Raw genomic sequence first — 23,042 nt, 5'->3', positions numbered from 1 at the left:
ACGGACCGCTCGTGCTCAAGTTTAGGCTTCGCTAATAGCCAATACAATTGACAGAGTCAATTTGCGTACGGATGCTTCCTTCAGTCACGCTCAAAGTTGCTGAAATAGGCGAAAGCTCGCAGCGCACCCTACCCCGCGCACCGGCCGCCCTCACCGATTTTCCTTACGCGCGACAGCGATGGTATGCTGAAGCCTGTCGTACAAGATTCAACTGTCACGCGATTAGCAGAGGAACGCCATGGCAGCAATCCCCCAGCAATATCTCGACCTTCTGACCGGCAAGAAGGCCTTCGCCCATCTTGCGACCGTGATGCGCGACGGCTCGCCGCAGGTGACGCCCGTGTGGTTCGACTACGCCGACGGCCTGATTCGAGTCAACACCGCGCGCGGGCGGGCCAAGGATCGCAACATGAAGATCGGCGCGCGCGTGGCGCTCTCAATCCAAGACCCCGACAATCCGTACCGCTACGTGCAGATCCGCGGCAAGGTCGTGCGCGACGCCGAGCACGGCGCCGACGCCCATATCGACGCACTCGCCCATAAGTATCTGGGCGTTGACAAGTATCCCTACCGCACCGCGAGCGAGAAGCGCGTGATTTACTTCATCGAGCCCGTTTCCGCGCAGGGGATGGGCTAGCCGCGACGGACGCCGCCGTCGCGCCCATCAGCACGCCTCAGGTCCGCGGCGCCTCGCGCTGGATGGTGCTGCCGCAGGTCGATCCGCAGTGCGGGCAGACATACTCGTACTTGTCGCCCTCGGGCAGGATGAGCAGCAGCCGCTTGCGAACCTCGACCGCGCGCCGGCACTTGGGGCAGGCGAGCAGCGACGCCTCCATCCGCTCGAACGCGGGACGGCCTTGGCCTCTGGTCATCGCCATCGCCGCATAGGATAGCGAGCGTCGGCGCGCGCCGGCAACCGGCTCGCCCTTGCGCAGAACCTGACAATGGCGGGTCGGTTATCGTCGAAAATTGCCGTATCGATGAGCTCGAATTGGGAATCGTTGCGGTTGCGGCGACGATTCTGCTCAAACAGCCGCGCGGCCTGCGGATAGCACAGCGCGCTTTGCGTTCGAGCGCCCGCGCGGCGCGGCCGCTACTTCGCGTCGTGGAAGATGACGCCGAGCGTAAGGCGGCGGCCGCGCCGGATCCGGCTCACCCCGTGGCGCATCGTGACCCGGTAATAGCCGCGGCTGCCGGCGACCGGGCGCTCGCTGGTCGCGAACAGGATCGCGTCGCCCTGCTCCAGCGCGATTGCCTCGCCCCGGCTCTGCGCGCGCGGACGATTCTCCAGCAGCAGAAACTCGCCGCCGTCGAAATCCGCGCCGCGCCGGCTGAGCAGGCAGGTGAGCTGAATCGGAAAGGCGACTTCTCCGTAGAGGTCCTGATGCATGCAGTTGTAGCCACCCGCCTCATAGCGCAGCAGGAGCGGGGTCGGCCTGGTCTGCCCGGCGGCGCGGCAGATCTCGAGGAACTCCGACAGCTTCGGCGGATACGGCTCGCCGCGGCCCATCGCGCTCGCCCATCGGTTGGCAATCGGCGCAAGCCGCGCATAGAGCGCGGCGCGCAGGGCCGCGACGATGGGCGGCAGCGGACGAGCGAAATACTTGTACTCGCCCACGCCGAAGCGCAGCCGTTCCATCACGACCCGCGAGCGAAAGCGCTCGCGTTGCTCGTACATCCCCGCCAGCCCGGCGCACTCCGCCGGAGCAAGCAGCGCGGGAATCGTCGCGCAGCCGTGCTCGTTGAGAGAGCGCGCGGCGTGCGCCCAGTCGGCCGCCGCCAGTCGGCGCGCGAACTCGGCAACCAGCGCCCGCAATGAGGCGTCGGCGGACCGTGCCGATATCTGCGGGGAGGTTGCCGTCATCGAGGATCGTCCAGTGGGCCGAATCCCGGATCACTGTAACACAGCTAGAACCCCGACCCGGCGCGCGGGTGAAATCGCGCCCGGCGGGGGACGAATCGGGCGCGGCGTGGTTGGCGTTGTGCGGGCTTTGGCCGATAACCTAAGATCGTTGCCGCTGCGATGGGCACCCGTGTGGATCACGAGACGTCGGCGCCGCGCGTCTTTATCGAGACCTACGGCTGCCAGATGAATATCGCCGACTCCGAGCTGGTAAACGGCGTGCTGCGCCGCGCCGGCTACGCGCCGGCCGCGCGCCCCGAGGAGGCCGACGTTATCCTGCTCAATACCTGCGCGATCCGCGAGCACGCCGAGGAACGCGTGCTCGGCCGGCTGAGCGACCTTGCCCGGCTCAAGCATACGCGGCCCGAGCTGCGGCTCGGCCTGCTCGGATGCATGGCGCAACACAACCGCGCGGCGCTGGTTGAGAAGGCGCCGTGGCTCGACCTGGTCGCCGGCCCCGACAGCTACCGCCGTTTGCCCGAGCTGCTGGGGCGGGCGCGCTTCGATCCCGCCATCGACGTGCGACTCGACCGCGCCGAGACCTACGCCGACCTCGCGCCCGAGCACGAGGGCGGCGTGCGCGCGTACGTCACCGCGATGCGCGGATGCGATCGGTTCTGCGCGTTCTGCGTAGTGCCCTACGTGCGCGGACGCGAGCGCAGCGTGCCGCCGCAAGCAGTCCTCGCCGACGTGCGGGCGCTCGCCGCGCGCGGCACGCGCGAAGTCGTGCTGCTAGGGCAGACCGTCAACGCATACCGCTTCGGCGAAGTCGATTTCGCCCGGCTGCTCAGGATGGTTGCCCGAGTGGACGGCATCGAACGCATCCGCTTCACCTCGCCGCATCCCGCCGACATGAGCGGCGCGGTGATCGAAGCGATGGCCACCGAGCCCAAGGTCCAGCCGTGGCTCCATCTGCCGGTGCAGTCGGGTTCGGACCGGATTCTGGCCGCGATGGAACGCGGCTACACGGTGGCGGAATATCTGGCGATAGTCGAGCGGCTGCGCGCGGCGATCCCAGACCTTGCGCTCTCGACCGATATCATCGTCGGCTTCAATGGCGAGCAAGAGGCGGACTTCCGGGCGACGCTCGACCTGATGCGCGCGGTCGGGTATGACTCGGCCTTCACCTTCAAGTACTCGCTGCGCGAACATACGCGGGCCTTTCGGCTGGGCGATACGGTCAGCGAGGAGGAGAAGGGGCGGCGGCTGGCCGAGACGATCGCGCTCCAGGAGCGGATTTCGCTCCAACGCAACCGCGCACTGGTCGGCGAGCGCGTCGCCGTGCTGGTCGAGGGGCCGGCGCGCCGCGGCGGCGGTATGCTCGCCGGCAAGACGCCGCAGTTCAAGACCGCGGTCTTCGCGCCGGCCGCGGCAACCGCACCGGGCGATATCGTCAGCGTGCGCGTTGAATCCGCCACCGCCCACACGCTCCATTGCACACTGATCGGCTAGCGCCAGCGGCCCGCCCGGCGATCAAATCAGCGATCGGCCTTGGGCGCCGTCCACCGGCAGGCAAGCGCCGGTGATCCAGCTCGCCCGCGGCGAGACAAGAAAGGCCACCGCATAGGCGACTTCCTCGGGACGGCCGAGCCGGCCGGCGGGAAATTCGTGCGCGATGAAGTCCTTCTCGAAAGCCGGGTTGGCCTTGAACACGCGCTCCCAGGTGCCGCCTGGGTAAAGGATCGAGCCGGGTGCGACCGTGTTGACGCGGATTCCCTTGGGCGCCAGCTCACGCGCCAGCATCTTGGTGAACGAGATCATCGCCGCCTTGGACGCATTGTAGGTCAGCGGACCGCCCGCCTCGCGCCCATAGATCGAGCTGATATTGACGATCGCACCGCCGCCCCGGGCCTCCATCCGCGGCGCGCACAGGCGCGACAGTCGCACCGCCGAGAAGAAGTTCAACTCGAAGGCCGCCTGCCACGCCGCGTCGTCGAGTTCGCCGAGCGCGCCCGGGCGCGCGCCGCCGGCGTTGTTGACCAGCATGTCAACCCCTCCCATTCGGGCCACGGTGCCCTCGACCCATCGCGCCGCCGCCGCCGCGTCGACCACGTCGACGGCCTCGGCGAGGACCTCGTAGCCGCGCCCGCGCAAGTCGGCTGCCGTCTTCTCCAACGCCTCCGCGCCGCGCGCGCAGATGCTCAGCCGCGCCCCCTCGGCGCCCAGCGTTTCGGCCATCGCACGCCCCAACCCCCGGCTGCCGCCGGTTATCATCACGACTTTGCCACGAAGACCCAAATCCATCGCCTGCTGCTCCTTATCCTCGGTGCCACCCGTTCGGCGCTGCCGCAGGCAAAGCTTGCCCTAATCAATCCGCGGTTGACAGACCCGAGGGGCGGTCTTAAGCTCCAAGGTCTGATTCGAAGGACAGACGGAGGTCTATGGAAATCAGGGTCGAAGGCTCCCTCGACCAGGCGATGCGGGTGCTCAAGCGCAAGCTCGCCAAGGAGGGGGTATTCAAGGAGATGAAGAAGCGGGCTTTCTACGAGAAGCCCAGTGTCCGCCGCAAGCGCAAACGCTCCGAAGCCCAACGCCGGCGCCGCAAAGAGCAACGCCGCCGCCGCGCCGCCGCACTCTAAGCGCTCAGTTGACGAACATTATCGTGCCGCGCGCCACCGCGCGCGTACGGCGCAGCGCGCCCGCGTCGCCGCGCGGGTGAGGCATCCGTGCGCCTCGGAGCATCCCGACGCGCGGCGGGCGGCGCCGTAAACTACGAGGGCAGTGGCCGCCAGGTGAAAATCACCTGCCCGCGGGCGACGTAACAGTCGAGGTCGTAGTGCGGCAGGCCCAGCGCCGCCCGTCCCAGGCGAAAGGCCTCGATCACGTGCAGAAGCCGCTCGGGCACGGTGTGCGGAGCGTCGTGGTCGAACCGATAGCAGGCGGTCTGCGCACCCAGTTCGAGCGCGACACATCCGTCGCCGCGATGGCGTCCGGCGGCCTCGGCGCCCGCCTCGAGGGCGGCGCACTTCAGGCATAACACCAGCGGCGCGCCGGACTCGGCCGCCCAGTCGAGGTCGTCGGCCAGCGCGGCAAGGTCAGCCGCGCATTCGGCCCACTGCTCGTGTGCGCGCGCCGTGGAGTAACGGCGAATCGCTCGCGCGACGCGGCTGAGCGCTGCCTCTCCTGCCTCCGCATCCAGCACGAACGCCCCGTCGTCATCCATCCGCAGCGAGGATCCGAACTGGGTGGCGAGAAACTCACGCAGGTTTATCGGCAGGGAACATTTCAAAGGAAGCGGGGGGGAGGGAGAGAGCGAGCGCGAAAAAACCGGGAAGGCACGACCGGGAAGAAGGGAGTGTGCTTCGCGCCCGGCTGCGGGTGGCGCCGCAGGACGCGAAGCGCAACTGCCAAAATCTTCCACCTGGCGTGAAGTGTGTGCTTCTCTACGACCCAAAGGTCCGGTCCGCAAGGTACCAACCTCCTTCGGCAGAGACGCCGGGCCGCGGGCCCGCAGGCGCGCAATAGCGGCGCGCCGGCGGGTCCAGGTCCCGCTCCGGCCGTGTTTCAAACCCAAGGAATGTTGCTGCCGAAAACGCGGCGCGGTGGTCGGACGGGCCGTGGGCGAATTCACGGCTCCCCGCCGGCGGCGCGCTACAACCTGAATCAGACCCTGCGTAACCCGCGGGGATCGACAGTGGAAAAGCGCCGTAACCGTCTCGCGTCATGCGACGAGGCCCTTTTCGTCATCACCATCAGCCCGCTCAACTCCCCCCCACCGCCTCCGCCCGGCCGCTTCCCATCTTCACGCAAGCGGCGGCTGGATGGTATCCGTTCGCGGCCTGGACCTTCCGGCGCCGTGCGCGCGTCGCTGGGCCGGGCCGTGCGTTTGCTACAGGCTGTACGGCGACGGATAGTCCGCCGGACAGAAAATTGTTTAGCGCGCGCGAGCGTGGTGGGCAACGCGGCCTCGCAAAATCCTTTTCGTTCGCCAACTTGACATTGGACAATACGCGTGGTCTCCTGCGCTGCGTCGCGCCGCGGGCCAGGTCGCGCAGTATGAGGTGAACTAATGGATATCAATCCCGCCTTCATCACTCCGCTCTCGCAGCGCCTCAACATCAGGTATCCCGTCCTGCAAGCTGGGATGGGGTTTGTCGCGCATGCGGAGCTCGCCGCCGCGGTCTCCAACGCGGGCGGCCTGGGATGTATCGGGTCGGGCACGATGGCCGCGCGAGAATTAAAGGAGCAAATCCGTCGCTGCCGCGCGCTAACCGATCGCCCCTTCGCGGTCGATATTCTTTTTGCCGAGGTCAAGGCCGACAAGGGCTCCTCCGACGTCGTCCGCTACACCTCCAACGTCGAGCGTCTCATCGAGGTGACCTTCGAAGAGAAGGTCCCGGTGATCGTCTCCGGCCTCGGCAACCCGGCCGGCATCGTCGAGCGCGCCCATCGCGACGACGTGACGGTGATGTCGCTGTGCGGCAACGTCAAGCAGGCGCGCCGGCTGGAGGCCTCGGGCGTCGATGTGATCATCGCCCAGGGCTACGACGCCGGCGGCCATACCGGGCGCGTCGGCACGATGTCGCTGGTGCCGGCGATCGTGGACGCGGTGCGGGTGCCGGTGCTGGCCGCCGGCGGAATCGCCGACGGGCGCGGGCTGGTGGCGGCGCTGGCGCTGGGCGCCCAAGGGATCTGGATGGGCAGCCGGTTCGTCGCCTCGGTCGAAGCCTTCGCGCACATCAACTACAAGAACAAGATCGTCGAGATCGACGAAGAAGGCACCACGATCACCCGCTGCCAGTCCGGCAAGCCCTGCCGGCTTATCCGCAACAAGTTCACCGAGTCGTGGGTCGGGCGCGAAAGCGAGATCCTGCCGTTCCCGTTGCAGGCGATGCGCGTAGGTTTTCCGGCGGCCGAAAAGGCGCGCTACGAGGGCAAGGTCGAGGAAGGCGGAATGGCGTGCGGGCAGGGCGCCGCCCTTATCCGTTCGGTCAAGCCGGCGGGACAGATCGTGCGCGATGTGATGGCCGAGGCGGAGGCGGCGCTGCGCGAGCGCTTCCTCGCGCCCGCATGGCCGGCGCTTCCCGCCAGGACCCGCTCAGCCGCGGCGTAGCGCCGGATGCCGGAGAGCGGGGCCGAAGCATGGCGTTTCTGGTCGACGTCATCGAGGTGCGGTTCAAGATTCCGGCGAACGCCGCCGTCATTGAATAGATCGCCCGCGAGAATCCGTTCACGCATCCCGACGTCGGAAGGAAAATCATCAACCTGGGCAAATGGCTGCCAGTGCACATCACTACTGCCCCAACTTGGCGGCGGCCACCTACGTAGTACTGCACTCCGAACAGAATTTGATATTCACAACCGGGCTCGAGATGAAGCAGATCGCCTTGCGCCTGCCGGGCCCGGCGCCGAGGGCTCAACCGTCGCGGTGCGCCATCAGCGATGGGGCCGAGGCCGCCTGCCGCCGCACGCAGGAGCTCGCCGGCGCCTGATTCGCCGCCGAAGCCGTAAGTCGGACCGCGCCTACGGTTCGATCCGCTCCATCATGCGCGGGAACGGGATCGTCTCGCGGATATGATGGAGGCCGCAAACCCAAGCCACCATCCGCTCGATTCCCATTCCGAAGCCCGCGTGCGGCACGGAGCCGTAGCGGCGCAGGTCGAGATACCATCCGAACGGTTCGAGCGGCAGCCCGTTCTCCACGATCCGCCCGCGCAGCGTTTCGTAGTCGTCCTCGCGCTGGCCGCCGCCGATAATCTCGCCGTAGCCCTCGGGCGCGAGCATATCGACGCACAGCGCAAGCTCGGGACGCGCAGGATCGCGCTTCATGTAGAACGCCTTGCAGGCGGCGGGGTAGCGATGGACCATCACCGGGCGGTCGAACTCGGACGATAGCGCGGTCTCCTCGTCGCCGCCGAAATCGTCGCCCCACTTGATCGCGACTCCTTTGGCCCGCAGGCGCTCGATCGCCTCGTCGTACGTGATTCGCGGATATGGCGTTTCGGCCGCGCGCCGCAGCGGCTCGATGTCGCGCTCGAGCGTGGCCAGTTCGCCGGCGCGCCGCTCGAGCACGCGGCGCAGGATATAGCTGACGAAGTCCTCGGCGAGCTGCATGTCCTCGGCCAGCGTGTAGAAGGCGACCTCCGGCTCGACCATCCAGAACTCGGTCAGATGGCGCCGGGTCTTGGACTTCTCGGCGCGGAACGTCGGGCCGAAGCAGTACACCTTGCCGAAGGCGAGCGCGCCAGCCTCGGCGTAGAGCTGGCCGCTCTGGGTGAGATAGGCCTTGCGCTCACCGAAGTAGTCGATCTCGAAAAGGTTGGTGGTGCCTTCGCACGAGGTCGGAGTCAGGATGGGGGCGTCGAACAGCACGAAGCCGCGCTGGTGGAAGAAGTCGTGCGCGGCACTCGTCACCTCGTCGCGCACGCGCAGGATCGCGTGCTGGCGCAGGGAGCGGACCCACAGATGGCGCAGGTCGAGCAGGAAGGCGACGCCGTGCTCCTTGGGCGTGATTGGATAATCGGCGGCGGGCGCGTACACCGTGTAGCGCTTGACCGTCAGCTCGTAGCCCCCGGGCGCGCGCCGATCCTGGCGCACCACGCCGGTGACCTCGAGCGAGGTCTCCTGGCCCAGATGGTCGGCGGCGGCGAAGGCCTCGGCGCCGAGGTCGGCGAGCGAGGCGACGCACTGGCAGAAGCCGGTGCCGTCGCGCACCATCAGGAAGTGAATCTTGCCGCTGGAGCGGCGGTTGTACAGCCAGCCCTTGAGCGTGACCTCCTCGCCCACATGCCGGCCGAGCGCCTCGATATAGACCCATGCCATGGGGCTATTTAAGCAGATCGTCGCGCGCAGGCGAGCGCGCCCGCGGCGGCCGGTCGCTCGTTTGCGCCGCGCGCATGCGCTAGCCTCTTGTGAGCGCGGGAGGATGAACGGACTCGACTACCTGATCCTGGCCCTGATTGCGCTGGGCGCACTTCACGGCACCGCGCGCGGAATCCTGCGCATCGCTTCGTCGCTGGTTGCGCTGGTGGCGGCGGTTTACTTCGCCGGGGTTTATCACGCGCGCCTCGCCGAGTACTTCACGCGCGCGTTCTCGGCACGCCCCGAGGTGGGCGCGGCGATGGGCTACGTCGTAATCGTGCTGGTGGTGCTGGTCGCGGTCGGGTGGGGCGGCGCACGGCTGGCCGATCTGATCCGCGCGGTTCATCTAAGCTGGCTCGACCGGCTGGCCGGCGGCGTGGTCGGCGCGGCTGTGGGCGCCCTGCTGGCCGGGTTCGCCCTGGTGATCCTGACCGCGACGCTGCCCTTCGACGCTCCGCTGCTGCGGCAATCGCGGCTTGCGCCGCACGTTATCGAATACTACCACACGCTGGTGGCGTTCGTCCCCGACGAAGTGCGCAGCGCCTACCTCGCGCGCGAGGCCGAACTGCGCGCCTACTGGAAGCAACACCGCGCGGGTTTGCCGCAAATCCCGCCGTCGCCCGCCACGACGCCGTAGCGTCACGCCCTCGGAGCACTACTCGACACGGGCAATACAAGACACGAAGGCCCCGCTCGGGGAGAGCGAGGCCTTCACTGACAACCGCAAGAGAGACTGGGGTCAGGCGAGCGCACTGTCAACTGCGCGCACCAGGTGGCTCTTGGGCACCGCGCCGACGATCTGCTCCTTGACCTGTCCGCCCTTGATGATCAGCAGATTGGGGATGCCGCGGACGCCGTAACGTGCCGGCGTTTCGGGATTGTCGTCCACGTTGATTTTGACGACCTTGAGCCGGCCGGCGTATTCGCCCGCCAACTCGTCGATCAATGGCGCGATCGCCCGGCAGGGGCCACACCACGGGGCCCAGAAGTCGATAAGCACGGGCTTGGTCGACTTCAGCACCTCCTGCTCGAAAGTGGAATCGGTGACATGGCTGACCAGTTCGCTCGCCATCGGAACTTTGCTCCTTGCCGTCGCGTTACGTTTTAAAGCTAAGGACGCCGGGACGGACAGTCAAGGCGCGATCCACGGCGCCCGACGAGCGTCATCATGTCGCGTGGCGGAAATTTTCAGATTCGCAGCGGCGCCCGGTTGACAGCGCACGAGCGCGAGGCTTTGAATCGACGCGTGCCCAGCAGGTCGTTATGGGGCGCGCGGCTGCGCCTGGCGGCAGTGACGATGCTCGCCGCCGTGGTGCTCGGCGCAGGCGGCGCGGCCGCAGTGCGCGCGGCGATCGAGCGCGTTGACGCGCCGGCGCCCGATTTCAACTGCGCGGTGTGCCTCAACCACAAGCCCTTCAGGCTGAGCGACCTGCGCGGCAAGGTCGTACTGGTCGACTTCTGGGAATACACCTGTATCAACTGCATCCGCACCTTCCCCTATCTCCGGCGCTGGGACAGGCTGTACCGCCCGCTGGGGCTGGTAATCGTCGGCGTGCACACGCCGGAGTTCGAGTTCGCCAAGGACCCCGCGCTGGTGGCTGACGCGGCGCGTCGTTTTCGCTTCGATTTTCCGATCGCGGTCGATAGCGACTACAAGATCTGGTACGCGTTTCACAATGAAGCATGGCCGGCCGACTATTTGATCGACAAGAACGGTAACGTCGCCTACATGCACATCGGCGAAGGCGAGTACGGCGACTTCGAACGCAAGATCCAGCAGCTCCTGAGCGCGGCGAATCCGCAGCTCGACTTCAACCAGCCGAAATACCGAATTCCCGAGAGTGAAAACGTCGAGCTGTTCGGCGGCGTATGCATGCGCGCGACGCCCGAGACCTACCTGGGCTTCGCCCGCGGACGCAATATCGCCAACCCCGGCGGCGAGGATCGCACCCGGCAGACGCGGTACGAGGCGCCCGCGGAAATTCCGCTCGACGAGTTCGCGCTGGAGGGCCGATGGGTCGCGGGGCCGGAGTACGTGCGTCACGCGATTGAGGCCAAGGCCCCCGGCGATTCGGTCCAGCTTCACTACCGCGCCAAATCGGTGTATCTGGTCGCGGGTTCCGACGACTCCGCGCCCAAACGGCTGTACATTACGCAGGACGGCAAGCCGCTGCCGCGCGACAGCCGGGGGGTGGACGTGCGCGCCGCAGCCGACGGGCGCACCTACATCGAGCTCGCCGGCAAGCGCATGTACTACGTGGTCAGCAACCCCGAATTCGCCGGCCATCAGCTCGGCCTTTACGCGCTCGAGCCGGGGCTGTCGCTCTACTCGTTTACCTTCGGCAACAACTGCGAGAACAAGTTCGCCCACCGCTGAGCCTCGTCCCGCAAAGCCGGGTAAACAGGGCCGCGCGCCGCTGACGCCCAGGGTGGCGCCCGATGTCAGCTCACTGGCGAAGCCGGGTCAGTCGCGCGCTCGTGCCAGCAGACTACAGATCTCCAGAGAGCAGCCTGTGACACCTTGTGCCGGTGAATTATGGTCAATAATAGCCCCTAGGCTAAAATCACCCGTCTAGATGCCCATAGACACTAGTTGGCATTTGATTCACTATAGGCGCGGAAAGCCCATGACGACGGAAAATAACGTCGGCACCGAGCTCGCCTACCCCTCGATGCCGGCCGGGCTGCTGGCCGCCGTGCTGGTAACCCTGCTCGGCATCACCATCGGTCAGCTCCTGATCGACGGCGACGTTATCGAGGTCTCGCTGCGTGACTGGCTGCCGTTCCTGCTGCCGTTCTTTTACCTGCTGCCGGATTGGGCGCGCGAGGCACCGTGGGTGCTCGCCGCACTCGGCGCGATTGCGGTGCTCACGGTGCGCCTGCTGGCCGGTTCGCTGCCGCGCGCGGCGCTCTACATCCTGATCGTCGGAGTCTTCTGCGCGGCCTTGCTGCTCGGACTGCCGATACACGTTCCGACCAGCCCCGACGAATGGGCCTTCGCCGGCTACGTCATCCTGATCGCCTTCCTCGGCGGCGCGCCGCGCTCCTACCACGTCGCTGGATGAGCAGCGGGACGGCGCCCGCGCCGCCGCCGTTTCCCGCAATTCCAGAGTTAACACTCGCGGCTTGACATCGTCGCTCCTCGCGTGTTCTACCAGCGGCATCAAAGCGTCCGCCGCGAGCCGGGCGGGCGCGGTCGCACGGATTCCCGGCCCGCGAGCCGATTTCACGGACGGATATCGCAAACAGGAGCGTCAGCGATGAAAGCCGCCGTCTTTCATGGTCCCAAGCAGCCATTGAGGATCGAGGAGGTCGAGGTCGATCAGCCGCAGGAGCACGAGGTGCTGGTGCGCACCGTGGCGAGCGGCGTCTGCCACAGCGACCTGCACTTCGTCGAAGGTCTCTACCCACTGCCCGCACCGGCCGTGCTCGGCCACGAGGCGGCCGGCGTCGTCGAGCGTGTCGGCTCGGCGGTCACTTACCTCAAACCGGGCGACCATGTGATCGCCTGCCTGTCAGTCTTCTGCGGCTTCTGCGAGCAGTGCATGTCGGGCCATCCCAACCGCTGCTCGAATCGCGCCGCCACCCAACGCCCCAAGGGCGGCAAGCAGCGTCTCAGCCTCAAGGGCGCACCGCTGCGCCAGTTCGCCGACCTCTCCGCCTACGCTGAGCAGATGCTGGTGCATGAGAACGCGCTGGTGAAGGTTCGCGACGATATGCCGCTGGACCGCGCCGCGCTTATCGGATGCGGCGTCACCACCGGTGTCGGCGCCGCGCTTAACACGGCGAAGGTCGAACCGGGCTCGACGGTGGCCGTCTTCGGCGCGGGCGGGGTCGGCCTGGCGGCGGTACAGGGCGCGCGGATCGCGGGGGCGCGCCTGATCATCGCGGTCGATATGTTCGAACACAAGCTCGCCAGCGCCAAGCGCCTCGGCGCAACGCATACTGTGGACGCCTCGTCCAGCGACCCGATCGAGGAAATCCGCAAGCTCACCGGCGCCGGCGTCGATTACGCATTCGAAGCGATCGGGCTCAAGAAGGTCGCCGAGCAGTGCTTCGAGTGCCTCGCCCCGGGCGGCACCGCGACAATCATCGGGATGATCCCGGTGGGCCAGAAGGTCGAGATCGACGGTCCCAAGTTGCTCACCGAACGCAAGCTCCAGGGCACCAACATGGGCTCGAACCGCTTTCGCATCGACATGCCCCGCTACGTCGATTTCTACCTCCAGGGCCGGCTTAACCTCGACGACATGATTACCCGCCGCGGCAAGCTCGAGGACGTCAACGAGGCCTTCCGCGCGATGAAGGCGGGCGAGGTCGCGCGCACGGTCCTGATGTTCGAGTAGGACGCGCAACTGTCGGCCAAAGGCGTGCACGACCCGGGCGATTAGCCTTTTCGGAGATCTCGCAATGAAAGCCGCTGTCTTCCATGGACCCCATCAGCCGCTCACCATCGAGCAGATCGACGTCGACGATCCGCGCGAGCACGAGGTGCTCGTGCGCACGGTCGCAACCGGCGTCTGCCACAGCGACCTGCACTTCGTCGAAGGCCTGTACCCGCATCCGGCGCCCGCAGTGCTCGGCCACGAGGCGGCCGGAATCGTCGAGCGCGTCGGTTCGGCAGTTACCTACCTCAGACCCGGCGACCATGTCATCTCGTGCCCGTCGGTCTTCTGCGGCTTCTGCGAGCAGTGCATGTCGGGCCATCCCAACCGTTGCTCCAACCGCCGCGCCACCCAGCGCCCCAAGGGCGACAAGCCGCGCCTGTCGAAGGGCGGCGAGCCGGTGCGCCAGTTCAGCGATCTTTCGACGTACGCCGAGAAGATGCTGGTGCACGAGAACGCACTGGTGAAGATTCGCGACGACATGCCGCTGGATCGCGCCGCGCTTATCGGATGCGGCGTCACCACCGGTGTCGGCGCCGCGCTCAACACGGCCAAGGTCGAGCCCGGTTCGACAGTGGCGGTCTTCGGCGCCGGCGGAATCGGAATCTCGGCGATCCAGGGCGCGCGGATCGCGGGCGCGCGGATGATAATCGCGGTCGATATGTTCGAGCACAAGCTGGCGACCGCCAAACGGATGGGCGCAACGCATACGGTGGACGCCTCGGCGAGTGACGCGGTCGAGGAGGTCCGCAAGCTCACCGGCGGCGGCGTCGATTACTCATTCGAGGCGATCGGGCTCAAAAAGGTCGCCGAGCAGTGCTTCGACGTGCTCGCGCCCGGCGGCACCGCAACCGTCATCGGGATGATCCCGGTGGGGCAAAAGGTCGAGATCGACGGTCCCAAGCTGCTCACCGAGCGCAAGATCCAGGGCTCGATGATGGGTTCGAACCGCTTCCGCATCGACATGCCCCGTTACATCGATTTCTATCTCCAGGGTCGGCTCAATCTCGACGACATGATCTCGCGCCGCGGCAGGCTGGAGGACGTCAACGAAGCTTTCCGCGTGATGAAGGCCGGCGAGGTCACCCGCACGGTCCTGATGTTCGAGTAAGGCACGAGCGTAGCCCGGATGATCCCGACCCCGAATCTCACCTTCGGCAGTTGGGACTCCGCCTTCGCCAGCGACAGCGTTCGATTAGTCGGCCCGCTTAGCCGGCTTCAACGGGGACAGCACCAGACCATAGCGGGCCATTATCTCGACGATCCTGGCCGGGTCGGATCCGCCAGCTGCGTTGACGACCTGCGCGATGTCGCGGAAATATTGGGCTCCGATGTCGGGGGTAAGGATGACGAGCGCCCGCGCCACCTGATCGTGGGGGTTACTGAACCCGTGCGTTACGCCGCGAGGAGTATGGCCCCAATCGCCCGGTTTTAGATCGCGCACCTCGTCGCCCACCGCGCAGCGCAGCACGCCTTCCAGACAGTAGATGCTCTCCTCGTTGTTGCTGTGGCTGTGCGGCGGGGGGACGTGCGCCCCGGGCGGCACAGTAAGCTCGAACATTCCTGATGCTGCGCCATCGATGAGGTAGCGAATCTTGAGCTGCCCGATGGTTATGCATTCGCCATTAGTCGGTTCCAATTCCATTGCTTTTCCTTTCGTCGCCTGTCATGCGACCCGGCTTGAGGCGACTCCAACCGATTGCGGTACGCCCGCCTCGCGTCGTAAACTGGCTTTACCGTAGCGAGTGTAAAGCGGCTTTACTCAGGTGTCAAGCGCCCGACTCAAGAACATTCCCGGCATCGCCGAGGCACCGTACATCGGCGCTCTCCTGCGTTTAGCTCATCAGGTCGCGCGCTCCCGCCTGCTTCAGGCCTTGGCCGACCGCGGACTCGCAGACATTAATGAGGCGTATTCCAGCCTGTTCCAGTATCCGCCGATAGACGGGATGCGGCCGTCGGCGCTCGCGAAGCGACTCGGCATCTCGAAACAGGCGCTGAACCATCTGCTCGGTCAACTCGAAAAGCTGGGTTATCTGAAACGCCGCCGCGAAGACGAGGCTGGGCACGTCGTCGTCCGCTTCACGGAACGCGGATGGCGGGTTATCGAAACCAACGTCGCCGCGATGCGCCAACTCGAAGCCGACTGGCAACGCCAGCTTGGCAAGCAGCGGTTCACCACTCTCAAGGAGGCGCTGAGAGAATTGACGGGCTTCGGCTGATTGGCTCCAGGCTTACGAGCGGCTGGACGAAGTGGCGAAGGGAAAGGCTCCCCTCGCGCTTTCCTAGAAAAGTCGCGACAGTGGGTTAATAGGAAAGGGCCGTCAGATCGCCGGCTTCTCAGGCCCGCAGGCTGAAGAGTGTGAGGTGATCAATCGTACGACGACCTCTTCCAGATCCCGCGCGCGAGCATCAGGGCGATCTGCTTCTCGATCACCTCCTTGCGGTATTCCTGATGCTTCATCGGTTCGCGCCTAAGGTACAGGTTCTTCGGATAGATCGGCTCCTTGTACAGGAGCTGGTAAAGCTCGGTGCGCAGGTCCTTCAGCCAGTTGTCCCATTGCGCATTGGCGCGATGGTGGCGCAGGGCCTCGATATCAATCACCCCCGCGACGTAGGTGGAAACGCCGCCGTACTCCTGTTTGCCGACGATCCGTCCGCGATAGTCGATCACGAACGAGCGGCCGCCGAAGGTGTCGATCGCCTCGTCGCTGTCGGGAAATAGGTAGTAGGCGCCGAGATTCGGCGCCACGATATACATATTGTTGTCGAGCGCGCGCGCCCGGCTCTGGATCTCGAACAGCTCGTTGCCGGTCGCCGGATGGGGGTACGAGCCGCGATAAACGACCTCGGCACCGTTGAGCGCGAGCGCCCGCGCGTTCTCCGGATAAGAGCCCTCGTTCGCCATCATGATCCCCAACCGCCCAATCTCGGTGTCCACCACCGGCCAGAAGGCGTCGAGCGTCAACCCGTACTTCTCGACCCACCAGTCGAAGACGTCGTGCGGACAGACCGAATGCTCGACCGGGAACAGCGGCGAGACCTTGTAGTGGCGCAGAATCACTTCGCCCTTGGGGTCGAGGATGAAGCCGACGTTGAAGAAGCGGTCCTTCCAGTCGGGATGGCGCGCCTTGGCCTGGGCCATGATGTAGACGTTGTACTGGCGCGCGATCGCGCCGAGCGCGTCGGTCTCCCTGCCCGGAATATCGATCGCGCATTCGCGCGCGTACTGCACGTGGTCGAGGTCGAGCACCTCGTCGTTGAAGGCCTGGAGCGCACCCTCGGGCAGCGCGATGAGCCGCACCGGCAGGTCGAGGCTTGAGAGCCACGCGGCCGCCTTGACCATGTGAGTGAGGTGCTCGAGGTTAATCGCGATGTCGTCGCGGGTGCGAATTCCGCGGACCGTCGGGATCAGTCCAACCGCGGTGTAGGGTTTGATCATCGCGTTTGCCGGCCCCTCAGCGCGCAGCCTGGGCGACCTTGGGCAGGCTGGCCAGCGCCGCCTTTATCGCCTCGTCGGGAAGCGGAGAATCCTCAAGCCCGCCGCTTAGGTAACGATCGTAGGCCGCCATGTCGAAATGGCCGTGGCCGGAGAGGGTTAAGAAGATCGTCTTGCGCTCGCCACTCTGCCTGCAGCGAAGCGCCTCGTCAATCGCCGCCCGGATCGCATGGTTGGTCTCGGGCGCCGGGATGATCCCCTCCGTGCGGGCGAAGGTGAGCCCGGCCTCGAAGGTCGCGCGCTGCGGCACTGCCAGAGCGTCCACCAGGCCCTCGTGATGGAGCTGCGAGACCAGAGGCGAGTCGCCGTGGTAGCGCAGGCCGCCGGCGTGAATCGCGGGGGGGATGAAGCTGCGCCCCAGCGTGTACATCAGCATCAGCGGGGTGAGCCCGGCCTCGTCGCCCGAGTCGTAGGCGTAATGGCCGCGAGTCAGCGTCGGGCAGGACTCGGGCTCGACCGCGACCAGGCGCACCGTGCGTCCGCTCGCCTTATCGGCGAAGAAGGGAAAGGCGGTACCGCCGAAATTGGATCCGCCTCCGCAACAGGCGAAGATCACGTCGGGATAGTCGCCCGCTTTCTCGAACTGCTTCCTGGCTTCCAGCCCGATCACGCTCTGATGGAGCAGGACGTGGTTGAGCACCGAGCCCAGTGCGTAGTTGGTGTCGTTGCGCGAGGCTGCCTCTTCGACCGCCTCGGAAATCGCGATGCCGAGTGAGCCCGGCGAGTTGGGCTGGCGCGCGAGCACTTTGCGTCCCGAGTTGGTCTGCGTCGACGGGCTCGCGAGCACCTCCGCCCCCCATGCCTCCATCATCGATCGTCGGAAGGGCTTCTGCTCGTAGCTTATTCGCACCATGTAAACGCGGACGTCGATCCCAAACATCCGCCCCGCCATCGCGAGCGCTGAGCCCCACTGGCCGGCGCCGGTTTCCGTCGCGAGCCGGCGGATCCCGGCTTGGCGGTTGAAGTAGGCCTGCGCAACCGAGGTGTTGGGCTTGTGCGAGCCGGCCGGGCTGACGCCCTCGTACTTGTAATAGATGCGGGCCGGCGTCCCCAGCGCCTGCTCCAGGCGCAGTGCGCGGTAAAGCGGCGTCGGACGCCACAGGCGGTATATCTCGCGCACCGGTTCCGGAATCGGGATCCAGCGCTCGCGTGAGACCTCCTGTTCGATCAGCGCGGGTGGAAAAATCGCTGCCAGCGCGTCCGGGCCGATCGGCGTGCCGTCGGGGCCAAGCGGCGGCGCCGGCGGGTTGGGCATGTCGGCCACCACGTTGTACCAGTGCGTCGGAATCTCGGACTCGTCGAGCAGGAATTTGACCTGTGACATCTGGGTCCCCATTCAGAAGTTCCGGGGCGCACGGCCTGCGTCCGGAGCGTGGTGAAGTATGCCCCGACAGGGCAGTTTGTTCCAGCGGGGTTTTTAATCCTTGACGCGTTGCGCCGCGCCGGCCCGGATAGGCAAAGACTGCAACAACCCGCTGCAATCGTGCAACGTGAAGGACGATCTTAGGATGTTTGTGGCCCAAAAAGCGCCTTAAATAGGCTGATTCATAGCAATTACGCTTTTTGGCACGCTAGCTGCTCCTGAACTCGACGATGGCCCAGATGTTCAGTGCTGCCCCCCAGCTTTCCGCAGTCGCGGCGGCGCCGGTTAGGCTTTTCCGCGCCCTCCTCAAATGCCGCGCCTGCGGCCATCCCTCCGACCTGCATGTCGGCTTTGCCGACCCGGAGCTCGCCCGCCAGCTCAGCCGCATTCATGGCGGCTGCCTTGACTGCGAAATCTGCGCCGACGAGTGAGCCGTCGCACTGGCGCGTACGGATCATCTGTTGAGGGGCATCTGATCGTCGATCCACTGCTCGGCGTCGGCTTCGCGCGCGAAATCACCGTTCTGCTTGCGACTCTCCCAGAAGATCTCCCATCTCCCGGTATCAGGGTTCTGTTTGATCACGTAGCCCTGGTACTCGGCCATCGCTGAACACCCCGCCGCTTCAGACTACCGCCTTCGCTGAGCGTGAGAAACTCCGGTGAGTAGTCCGGCCAGGAGTCTGCCCACCGCTATCCCGCACCAGACAAGGCCCAGAAAGAATCCCGCCTCGAACGCCCGGTCGGTCAGCAATCGAGTTCCACCGCTGCGCAGAGCGCCAACTTCCATGAGTACGAAACTCACGACCGCGAGCGCGGGCCGAAATGCTTCCGCGGCAGGAAATCTTGTATCCGAGAGGCCGGGCCCAGTTTCTTCGTCAGCTATCATCGCCTTGCCCGGACGGCAGACCAGGGGCTTTACGAGCCCCGTTGCGCCAGCCGCATCAATACTCCGCTGGCAATTGATCCTGCCAGAACCATCACGCTGAACGTCACCGCCAGAGGAAAGCGCGCGTCGGCGTCAAGCGGAATGATTCGAAGGAGGACGATTATTGTGCCGAGTCCACTGGTCAGCACGACGACCAGGACGGTCAGAAGCCCGATCCGCCACATAGTTGGACCTCGCTTCGGACACGGACAGAGATCCTTATCTTCGCGGCTGTAACCGCGCCCCGGCTCGCATGGCTGTCAGATGGACCCCTCCGCGAGCCGCCCTCAGCTCAGGTTTCCGATCTAAGCTGAGCAAGCGTCGCGCCATCGGCTTTTTCAAGCTTTCCCTTTCGAAGACAGACGCTAAGAGGCACGACGCTCTCAGGCGTGGCGGTAGCGCAACAAAGGCCGCCTGCTCTCAACGCAGGAGCGTGGCGAGCATGAGACCTCTTCGAAGCGCGTTGCTAGCCGTCTCGTTCATCGCGGCAGGTCGATTGGCGGAGGGGGGAAGGAGTCGAACCTTCCGGCGAGCGCAATGCCCGCCAAGCCGGTTTTGAAGACCGGTGGGGCCACCGGGCCCCTTCCTCCTCCGCACAGAGGAAAGTCCTCGAAATTCGGGCCTTCCTCATAGCACAGGCCGCTGATCTGCCCAAGCTCGGCACAGACGGCGGTACCGCCGCGCTTGGGCAAGGGAAGCTTCATCGCAGTTATTGCATCCAAAACGACAGAAGGATAGTTCTTCGACGACGTAAGCTAAAATTTCATTTCCCCGGGGGGCAACGTGTTCCAAAACCGCCGAATTACAAAAAACCTGACCAATACTATTGCCATTCTGCTTGCAGGCGCGTTCTGGATTGCCAACGCGGGCGCGGAAACCGTGCGTGACGCCAGCCATCTGGTTCCCACCGGCAAGGGCTGGGGGCAGCAGCGAGCCAACGCGCCCAAGACGACCCTCAAGGGCAACGGCATCAACTACCACGGCGGCCCGGTGATGGTCGGCACGCCCAAAGTCTATTTCATCTGGTACGGGAACTGGGGGACTAACACTACGATCGGAGCTTTGCCCTCGGACAGCCAAACTACCGTCGCCCTGCTCGAAACGCTTTTCGGGAACAACGGAATCGGCGGGTCGGGCTACGAGTTGATTGACAGCACGTATTACGAGGTCGTCAGCGGCGCCAAAACCAGCGTCTCCGGCGACCTCGCGTTGGCGAGCTCGATCACTGATAGCTACTCGCAGGGGAAGAGGCTAAGCGACTCTCAGGTACAGGCGGTGGTTGCAACAGCGCTCAAGAATGGCGCTTTGCCCAGCGACCCCAACGGAATCTACTTTGTTCTTACTTCTTCTGACGTTACCGAGACTTCCGGTTTCTGTACCCAGTATTGTGGCTGGCACACGCGCGCCAACATCGGGGGAAACGACATCAAGTACTCGTTCGTCGGCAATCCGGACCGATGCCCGTCGGCGTGCGAATGGCAAACGAGCGCGAGCCCGAACAATGATACCGGCGCCGACGGCATGGCGTCAGTGATGGCGCATGAGTCGGAGGAAATGATCAGCGACCCCGATCTCAACGCATGGTACGACACGCGCGGCTACGAGAACGCCGACAAGTGCGCATGGAAGTTCGGGCCAACCACGACTGAAAGCAACGGTTCGGTGTACAATCAGACGATTGCGGGGTTGCATTGGCTGATCCAGATGAACTGGGAAAACGCAGGCGGCGGCGGCTGCGAGCAGCTGTTGGGCGGCCCCTTCTACACCAGGTAGCGTGTTCCGTTCAGCAAAGCGTATCGTCTCCCCGTGAGGCGATGCATCAAGCGGGTTATGCCGCGCTCCTGCGAGCGCTCTCGGTGCGGAGCGCCGCGATCTCCCTCGCGCTGCTTGCGCCTTGCCTGCTTCGGTCGCCCGTCCTTGCGCAGGCGGCCCCGGCCGGGCGCATTGTTACCACCACGCGGCTCGTCGCCGAATTCTCCGATCTGGAATCGCGACTCAACCTCGCGATTCAGCGCAAGGACAAGGCCGCGCTCAACAAGCTCCTGTCGCCGGACTTCGAGGAGTGGACGCCCGCGCCGCCGGGCGCTCCGATTCCGCTCGAGCGGTGGATGGACAAGGTGCTGAGCGGCAACGTGCGGTCATTCGAGATTCGCCAGATGGCGGTCGAAACGATAGGTGAGGCCGCCGTCGTTAGCTTCGTGGAAGCCCGGCGCGCGCTCTGCGACGGGCGCGAGTGCGCCTCGACTTCGTTCGTGGTCGACCTATGGCAGCGCGAGGGCGGAACCCGGCGCTTGCGCGCGCGTTACGCGAGCGAAAGCTCGCCGCCGTCATCCGTCACGCCGGCTACTCCGAGCGGCAGAGAGTGAACCCGCGCATGAACGCCGGCTACCGGGAGGGCTCCACTACGGCGCCGGCGGCTTCGGCAGGTTCAGGAACATCACCCGATATCCGAGCATATTGTCGGCGCCTTTGCCGCGGCATTGAAACGTACTGGTCGGGTCGTCATACGGATAGCTATAGGCGGTCGGACATGCCCGCTTGAGGTTGACCAGCCACGGCTGGATCTCCGCATCCCAAACCACGTCGTTTGCCCTGATGTTGCCGACCGCCGCGCACTTGCTGGTGCCGTTCTTGGGCCAAAATCTGCTGAATCCGTCGGGATCGTCCTGATCGTAGGTGGCGCATCCGCAGCAGGTGGCAGGATAAGTCTGCGCGGTGCCCTGGTTGTAGCAGGAAGTGGCGTTGCCGGCGCTGTTGCCGTTCTTGGCAGCGCATGTAAACAGCGAAGCGAGCGTGGTCTGATGCGCGCCGTCGCCGTCAGTTATCAGATCGCCACAGTGGAGCGGACCGATATCGGCGTTGGGGTAAGCGCCGCAAAAGTCGTCAGCGCTCCACCAGCCGTCGAAGCTTCCGCACTGCTGCAGATAGATACCCAGCCCCGGAATGAACTGAGTACCGCAGTAACCCTTACCCGAGCATGCGGCTTCCGCGTTGCATTGACAGTAGTCGTTACCGTCCTGCGCCGGAAGGCACTTGAGGCTGCCTGGGCAGGTCGTAACCCCCGGAGTGCACCGGAGGTAACATCCGCCGGGCGCGCCGCTGCAGGTGTAGTCAGCCGGGCACCCGTTTGGCGTGTTCGCGGTGGAGCAACGTTGTGAGGTGCCCATCAGAAAAGAAGTATAGTTGTGCACCTCGCCGGCAGGATAATGCACCTTGCGCGTGTACTCCGCAAACTTCCAGTTACACTTGCCACCCTGAAAGATCTTCAGCCCCGGGGTTTTGCACCAGTAAGCCGCGGAGACCGAGCCGGGCGCGGCGGTCGGCGCGGGAATCGGCTGCATCTGTTCGGCGACGTTCGCGCCGTTGATCACGCTGATGTCGTAAAAGTCATTCGCTTTGGTCTGCAAGGTAAACTCGGCGATCGTTGCAGGGTTACTCCCGCCCACGCCGGCACTGCAATTCGAGTTGGGCGACGCGCCGCAGTCGCCCGTGGCGCAGTTGGTCCCGTCGGGGTCGCAACCGGTGCGGGCAAAGATTCCGCCGCTCCACCATACCTCGGACGGAATCGTGGTGCCGTTCCAGCTCACCGACGCCCGGTCGAGGCAAAATGCGGCCCATCCGCCCACCCGCGGTGGACTCGTGGACTTCTTGAGCTCCCAGGTGAACGGATTCGACCCGCCCGAGTGCGCCACCGGGTTGCTGGGGAGCAGGAAGTAGCACAGGTTGGTGTTCGGGTTGCAGCCCGCGCCGGTACCGCATTCCACATCCGAGGTGCAGGCGCAGTTCAGGCCCCCGTTGGTTCCCGGGCCCGTGCTTTGCGCGGTTCCCGGGCATGCGAGCGTTCCCTGCTGTGTCCCGCAGCTGCACGCTCCGGTCGTAGCGTTAATCGTGTCCGCGGCTGCGAGACAACTCGTGTTGGCGTCCACGACGCAGACGGAGCGAAGCGCGCCGCCGCCGCCGCCGAGCCAGAGATTGCGCGAGCTGTGGTTGCTGATTACGAGCTTGCGCTGGTTCGATGCGCATCCCGCGGCCGCCGCCGTCCCACTCAATATCGCTGCAGGCAGCAAAGCCGTCAGAGAAAGCAACGGCAGAAAACGCACCATCCTCCGCATCCCGCCACCTCCGCCCGCTTCCGGTGCAGGCCTTTGTTGATTATGCGTTTCGCGGAT

The 23,042-nt window shown here is 65.5% G+C and carries 25 protein-coding genes and 1 tRNA gene; 13 read left to right on the top strand and 13 right to left on the bottom strand.

The features are described from left to right. Positions 1–238 precede the first annotated feature (238 nt). Positions 239–637, top strand: a complete 399-nt coding sequence (locus VFB33_03940) for a PPOX class F420-dependent oxidoreductase (GenBank protein ID HZO80823.1) — start codon at positions 239–241, stop codon at positions 635–637. 37 nt (positions 638–674) lie between these two features. Here the strand turns inward: VFB33_03940 and VFB33_03935 are convergent, their stop codons facing one another. Further along, entirely contained in the window at positions 675–872 is a 198-nt protein-coding gene (locus tag VFB33_03935) for a hypothetical protein (protein HZO80822.1), read from the bottom strand. A 221-nt stretch (positions 873–1,093) separates the two neighbouring features. Further along, on the bottom strand, positions 1,094–1,864 hold the full coding sequence (locus tag VFB33_03930; protein ID HZO80821.1) for a 2OG-Fe(II) oxygenase: 771 nt from the start codon (positions 1,862–1,864) through the stop codon (positions 1,094–1,096). A 159-nt stretch (positions 1,865–2,023) separates the two neighbouring features. On the opposite strand from VFB33_03930, the gene miaB reads away from it, so the two are divergent. Continuing rightward, positions 2,024–3,355 (top strand): tRNA (N6-isopentenyl adenosine(37)-C2)-methylthiotransferase MiaB, encoded by a 1,332-nt coding sequence (miaB, locus tag VFB33_03925; protein ID HZO80820.1) that lies wholly within the window; start codon positions 2,024–2,026, stop codon positions 3,353–3,355. Positions 3,356–3,376: 21 nt separating this feature from the next. On the opposite strand, the gene VFB33_03920 is transcribed toward miaB, so the two are convergent. Beyond that, entirely contained in the window at positions 3,377–4,147 is a 771-nt protein-coding gene (locus VFB33_03920; GenBank protein HZO80819.1) for an SDR family NAD(P)-dependent oxidoreductase, read from the bottom strand. A 137-nt stretch (positions 4,148–4,284) separates the two neighbouring features. On the opposite strand from VFB33_03920, the gene rpsU reads away from it, so the two are divergent. After that, a complete protein-coding gene (gene rpsU, locus VFB33_03915; GenBank protein ID HZO80818.1) occupies positions 4,285–4,482 on the top strand; it encodes a 30S ribosomal protein S21 in 198 nt (65 codons plus the stop codon). A 131-nt stretch (positions 4,483–4,613) separates the two neighbouring features. On the opposite strand, the gene VFB33_03910 is transcribed toward rpsU, so the two are convergent. After that, positions 4,614–5,066, bottom strand: a complete 453-nt coding sequence (locus tag VFB33_03910) for a hypothetical protein (GenBank protein HZO80817.1) — start codon at positions 5,064–5,066, stop codon at positions 4,614–4,616. Between the two features lie 846 nt (positions 5,067–5,912). Between VFB33_03910 and VFB33_03905 the strand changes: the two genes are divergently transcribed. After that, entirely contained in the window at positions 5,913–6,956 is a 1,044-nt protein-coding gene (locus VFB33_03905) for a nitronate monooxygenase family protein (GenBank protein ID HZO80816.1), read from the top strand. 410 nt (positions 6,957–7,366) lie between these two features. Here VFB33_03905 and asnS read toward each other — a convergent pair whose 3' ends face one another. Beyond that, complete coding sequence (gene asnS / locus VFB33_03900) at positions 7,367–8,665, bottom strand: asparagine--tRNA ligase (GenBank protein HZO80815.1); 1,299 nt, start codon at positions 8,663–8,665, stop codon at positions 7,367–7,369. A gap of 103 nt (positions 8,666–8,768) precedes the next feature. On the opposite strand from asnS, the gene VFB33_03895 reads away from it, so the two are divergent. Continuing rightward, positions 8,769–9,341, top strand: a complete 573-nt coding sequence (locus VFB33_03895; protein HZO80814.1) for a CvpA family protein — start codon at positions 8,769–8,771, stop codon at positions 9,339–9,341. Between the two features lie 102 nt (positions 9,342–9,443). On the opposite strand, the gene trxA is transcribed toward VFB33_03895, so the two are convergent. Beyond that, positions 9,444–9,776, bottom strand: coding sequence for a thioredoxin (gene trxA, locus VFB33_03890; GenBank protein HZO80813.1), 333 nt, complete (start codon positions 9,774–9,776; stop codon positions 9,444–9,446). Between the two features lie 174 nt (positions 9,777–9,950). Between trxA and VFB33_03885 the strand changes: the two genes are divergently transcribed. The 4 genes from VFB33_03885 to VFB33_03870 all read left to right on the top strand — a co-directional run bounded on the left by VFB33_03885 (position 9,951) and on the right by VFB33_03870 (position 14,200). Next, positions 9,951–11,081: a redoxin family protein gene (locus VFB33_03885; protein HZO80812.1), complete on the top strand. Its 1,131-nt coding sequence runs from the start codon at positions 9,951–9,953 to the stop codon at positions 11,079–11,081. A 250-nt stretch (positions 11,082–11,331) separates the two neighbouring features. Beyond that, positions 11,332–11,769, top strand: coding sequence for a hypothetical protein (locus tag VFB33_03880; protein ID HZO80811.1), 438 nt, complete (start codon positions 11,332–11,334; stop codon positions 11,767–11,769). A gap of 195 nt (positions 11,770–11,964) precedes the next feature. Then, complete coding sequence (locus tag VFB33_03875; protein HZO80810.1) at positions 11,965–13,050, top strand: Zn-dependent alcohol dehydrogenase; 1,086 nt, start codon at positions 11,965–11,967, stop codon at positions 13,048–13,050. A gap of 64 nt (positions 13,051–13,114) precedes the next feature. Further along, complete coding sequence (locus VFB33_03870; GenBank protein HZO80809.1) at positions 13,115–14,200, top strand: Zn-dependent alcohol dehydrogenase; 1,086 nt, start codon at positions 13,115–13,117, stop codon at positions 14,198–14,200. An 84-nt stretch (positions 14,201–14,284) separates the two neighbouring features. Here the strand turns inward: VFB33_03870 and VFB33_03865 are convergent, their stop codons facing one another. Next, positions 14,285–14,734, bottom strand: coding sequence for a cupin domain-containing protein (locus VFB33_03865; protein ID HZO80808.1), 450 nt, complete (start codon positions 14,732–14,734; stop codon positions 14,285–14,287). A 121-nt stretch (positions 14,735–14,855) separates the two neighbouring features. On the opposite strand from VFB33_03865, the gene VFB33_03860 reads away from it, so the two are divergent. Then, on the top strand, positions 14,856–15,308 hold the full coding sequence (locus VFB33_03860) for a MarR family transcriptional regulator (protein ID HZO80807.1): 453 nt from the start codon (positions 14,856–14,858) through the stop codon (positions 15,306–15,308). Positions 15,309–15,457: 149 nt separating this feature from the next. Here VFB33_03860 and VFB33_03855 read toward each other — a convergent pair whose 3' ends face one another. Further along, on the bottom strand, positions 15,458–16,528 hold the full coding sequence (locus VFB33_03855; protein ID HZO80806.1) for a nitrilase-related carbon-nitrogen hydrolase: 1,071 nt from the start codon (positions 16,526–16,528) through the stop codon (positions 15,458–15,460). Between the two features lie 16 nt (positions 16,529–16,544). Then, complete coding sequence (locus VFB33_03850; GenBank protein ID HZO80805.1) at positions 16,545–17,921, bottom strand: TrpB-like pyridoxal phosphate-dependent enzyme; 1,377 nt, start codon at positions 17,919–17,921, stop codon at positions 16,545–16,547. A gap of 257 nt (positions 17,922–18,178) precedes the next feature. Between VFB33_03850 and VFB33_03845 the strand changes: the two genes are divergently transcribed. Next, positions 18,179–18,379 carry a hypothetical protein gene (locus VFB33_03845; GenBank protein HZO80804.1) on the top strand — a complete coding sequence of 67 codons (201 nt, stop codon included), beginning with the start codon at positions 18,179–18,181 and terminating at the stop codon, positions 18,377–18,379. Positions 18,380–18,402: 23 nt separating this feature from the next. Here VFB33_03845 and VFB33_03840 read toward each other — a convergent pair whose 3' ends face one another. The 3 genes from VFB33_03840 to VFB33_03830 form a co-directional block, all read right to left on the bottom strand. Further along, positions 18,403–18,552, bottom strand: coding sequence for a hypothetical protein (locus VFB33_03840; protein ID HZO80803.1), 150 nt, complete (start codon positions 18,550–18,552; stop codon positions 18,403–18,405). Positions 18,553–18,863: 311 nt separating this feature from the next. Beyond that, a complete protein-coding gene (locus VFB33_03835) occupies positions 18,864–19,058 on the bottom strand; it encodes a hypothetical protein (protein HZO80802.1) in 195 nt (64 codons plus the stop codon). A gap of 312 nt (positions 19,059–19,370) precedes the next feature. Beyond that, positions 19,371–19,466 (bottom strand) — tRNA-Sec (locus VFB33_03830). Positions 19,467–19,656: 190 nt separating this feature from the next. Between VFB33_03830 and VFB33_03825 the strand changes: the two genes are divergently transcribed. Both VFB33_03825 and VFB33_03820 read left to right on the top strand, forming a co-directional pair. Continuing rightward, complete coding sequence (locus VFB33_03825) at positions 19,657–20,646, top strand: hypothetical protein (GenBank protein HZO80801.1); 990 nt, start codon at positions 19,657–19,659, stop codon at positions 20,644–20,646. 41 nt (positions 20,647–20,687) lie between these two features. Further along, entirely contained in the window at positions 20,688–21,239 is a 552-nt protein-coding gene (locus VFB33_03820; GenBank protein ID HZO80800.1) for a nuclear transport factor 2 family protein, read from the top strand. Positions 21,240–21,275: 36 nt separating this feature from the next. Here VFB33_03820 and VFB33_03815 read toward each other — a convergent pair whose 3' ends face one another. After that, complete coding sequence (locus VFB33_03815) at positions 21,276–22,976, bottom strand: thaumatin family protein (protein HZO80799.1); 1,701 nt, start codon at positions 22,974–22,976, stop codon at positions 21,276–21,278. Positions 22,977–23,042 lie beyond the last annotated feature (66 nt).

This window comes from Candidatus Binataceae bacterium (assembly GCA_035650475.1).
In the GTDB taxonomy this organism is placed as follows: Bacteria; Desulfobacterota; Binatia; order Binatales; family Binataceae; genus JAKAVN01.
This window is presented reverse-complemented; position numbering and strand designations above follow the sequence as displayed.

Excerpts from the sequence above, each read along its gene's own strand:
- VFB33_03895 (HZO80814.1), top strand. The coding sequence starts at position 8,769 with ATGAACGGACTCGACTACCTGATCCTGGCCCTGATTGCGCTGGGCGCA.
- VFB33_03880 (HZO80811.1), top strand. The coding sequence starts at position 11,332 with ATGACGACGGAAAATAACGTCGGCACCGAGCTCGCCTACCCCTCGATG.
- VFB33_03815 (HZO80799.1), bottom strand. The coding sequence starts at position 22,976 with ATGGTGCGTTTTCTGCCGTTGCTTTCTCTGACGGCTTTGCTGCCTGCA.
- VFB33_03935 (HZO80822.1), bottom strand. The coding sequence starts at position 872 with ATGACCAGAGGCCAAGGCCGTCCCGCGTTCGAGCGGATGGAGGCGTCG.
- VFB33_03930 (HZO80821.1), bottom strand. The coding sequence starts at position 1,864 with ATGACGGCAACCTCCCCGCAGATATCGGCACGGTCCGCCGACGCCTCA.
- VFB33_03920 (HZO80819.1), bottom strand. The coding sequence starts at position 4,147 with ATGGATTTGGGTCTTCGTGGCAAAGTCGTGATGATAACCGGCGGCAGC.
- VFB33_03850 (HZO80805.1), bottom strand. The coding sequence starts at position 17,921 with ATGGGGACCCAGATGTCACAGGTCAAATTCCTGCTCGACGAGTCCGAG.
- VFB33_03870 (HZO80809.1), top strand. The coding sequence starts at position 13,115 with ATGAAAGCCGCTGTCTTCCATGGACCCCATCAGCCGCTCACCATCGAG.
- rpsU (HZO80818.1), top strand. The coding sequence starts at position 4,285 with ATGGAAATCAGGGTCGAAGGCTCCCTCGACCAGGCGATGCGGGTGCTC.
- VFB33_03940 (HZO80823.1), top strand. The coding sequence starts at position 239 with ATGGCAGCAATCCCCCAGCAATATCTCGACCTTCTGACCGGCAAGAAG.
- VFB33_03905 (HZO80816.1), top strand. The coding sequence starts at position 5,913 with ATGGATATCAATCCCGCCTTCATCACTCCGCTCTCGCAGCGCCTCAAC.
- miaB (HZO80820.1), top strand. The coding sequence starts at position 2,024 with ATGGGCACCCGTGTGGATCACGAGACGTCGGCGCCGCGCGTCTTTATC.
- VFB33_03820 (HZO80800.1), top strand. The coding sequence starts at position 20,688 with ATGCATCAAGCGGGTTATGCCGCGCTCCTGCGAGCGCTCTCGGTGCGG.
- VFB33_03835 (HZO80802.1), bottom strand. The coding sequence starts at position 19,058 with ATGTGGCGGATCGGGCTTCTGACCGTCCTGGTCGTCGTGCTGACCAGT.
- VFB33_03875 (HZO80810.1), top strand. The coding sequence starts at position 11,965 with ATGAAAGCCGCCGTCTTTCATGGTCCCAAGCAGCCATTGAGGATCGAG.
- VFB33_03855 (HZO80806.1), bottom strand. The coding sequence starts at position 16,528 with ATGATCAAACCCTACACCGCGGTTGGACTGATCCCGACGGTCCGCGGA.
- VFB33_03845 (HZO80804.1), top strand. The coding sequence starts at position 18,179 with ATGGCCCAGATGTTCAGTGCTGCCCCCCAGCTTTCCGCAGTCGCGGCG.
- VFB33_03840 (HZO80803.1), bottom strand. The coding sequence starts at position 18,552 with ATGGCCGAGTACCAGGGCTACGTGATCAAACAGAACCCTGATACCGGG.
- VFB33_03865 (HZO80808.1), bottom strand. The coding sequence starts at position 14,734 with ATGGAATTGGAACCGACTAATGGCGAATGCATAACCATCGGGCAGCTC.
- asnS (HZO80815.1), bottom strand. The coding sequence starts at position 8,665 with ATGGCATGGGTCTATATCGAGGCGCTCGGCCGGCATGTGGGCGAGGAG.
- trxA (HZO80813.1), bottom strand. The coding sequence starts at position 9,776 with ATGGCGAGCGAACTGGTCAGCCATGTCACCGATTCCACTTTCGAGCAG.
- VFB33_03910 (HZO80817.1), bottom strand. The coding sequence starts at position 5,066 with ATGGATGACGACGGGGCGTTCGTGCTGGATGCGGAGGCAGGAGAGGCA.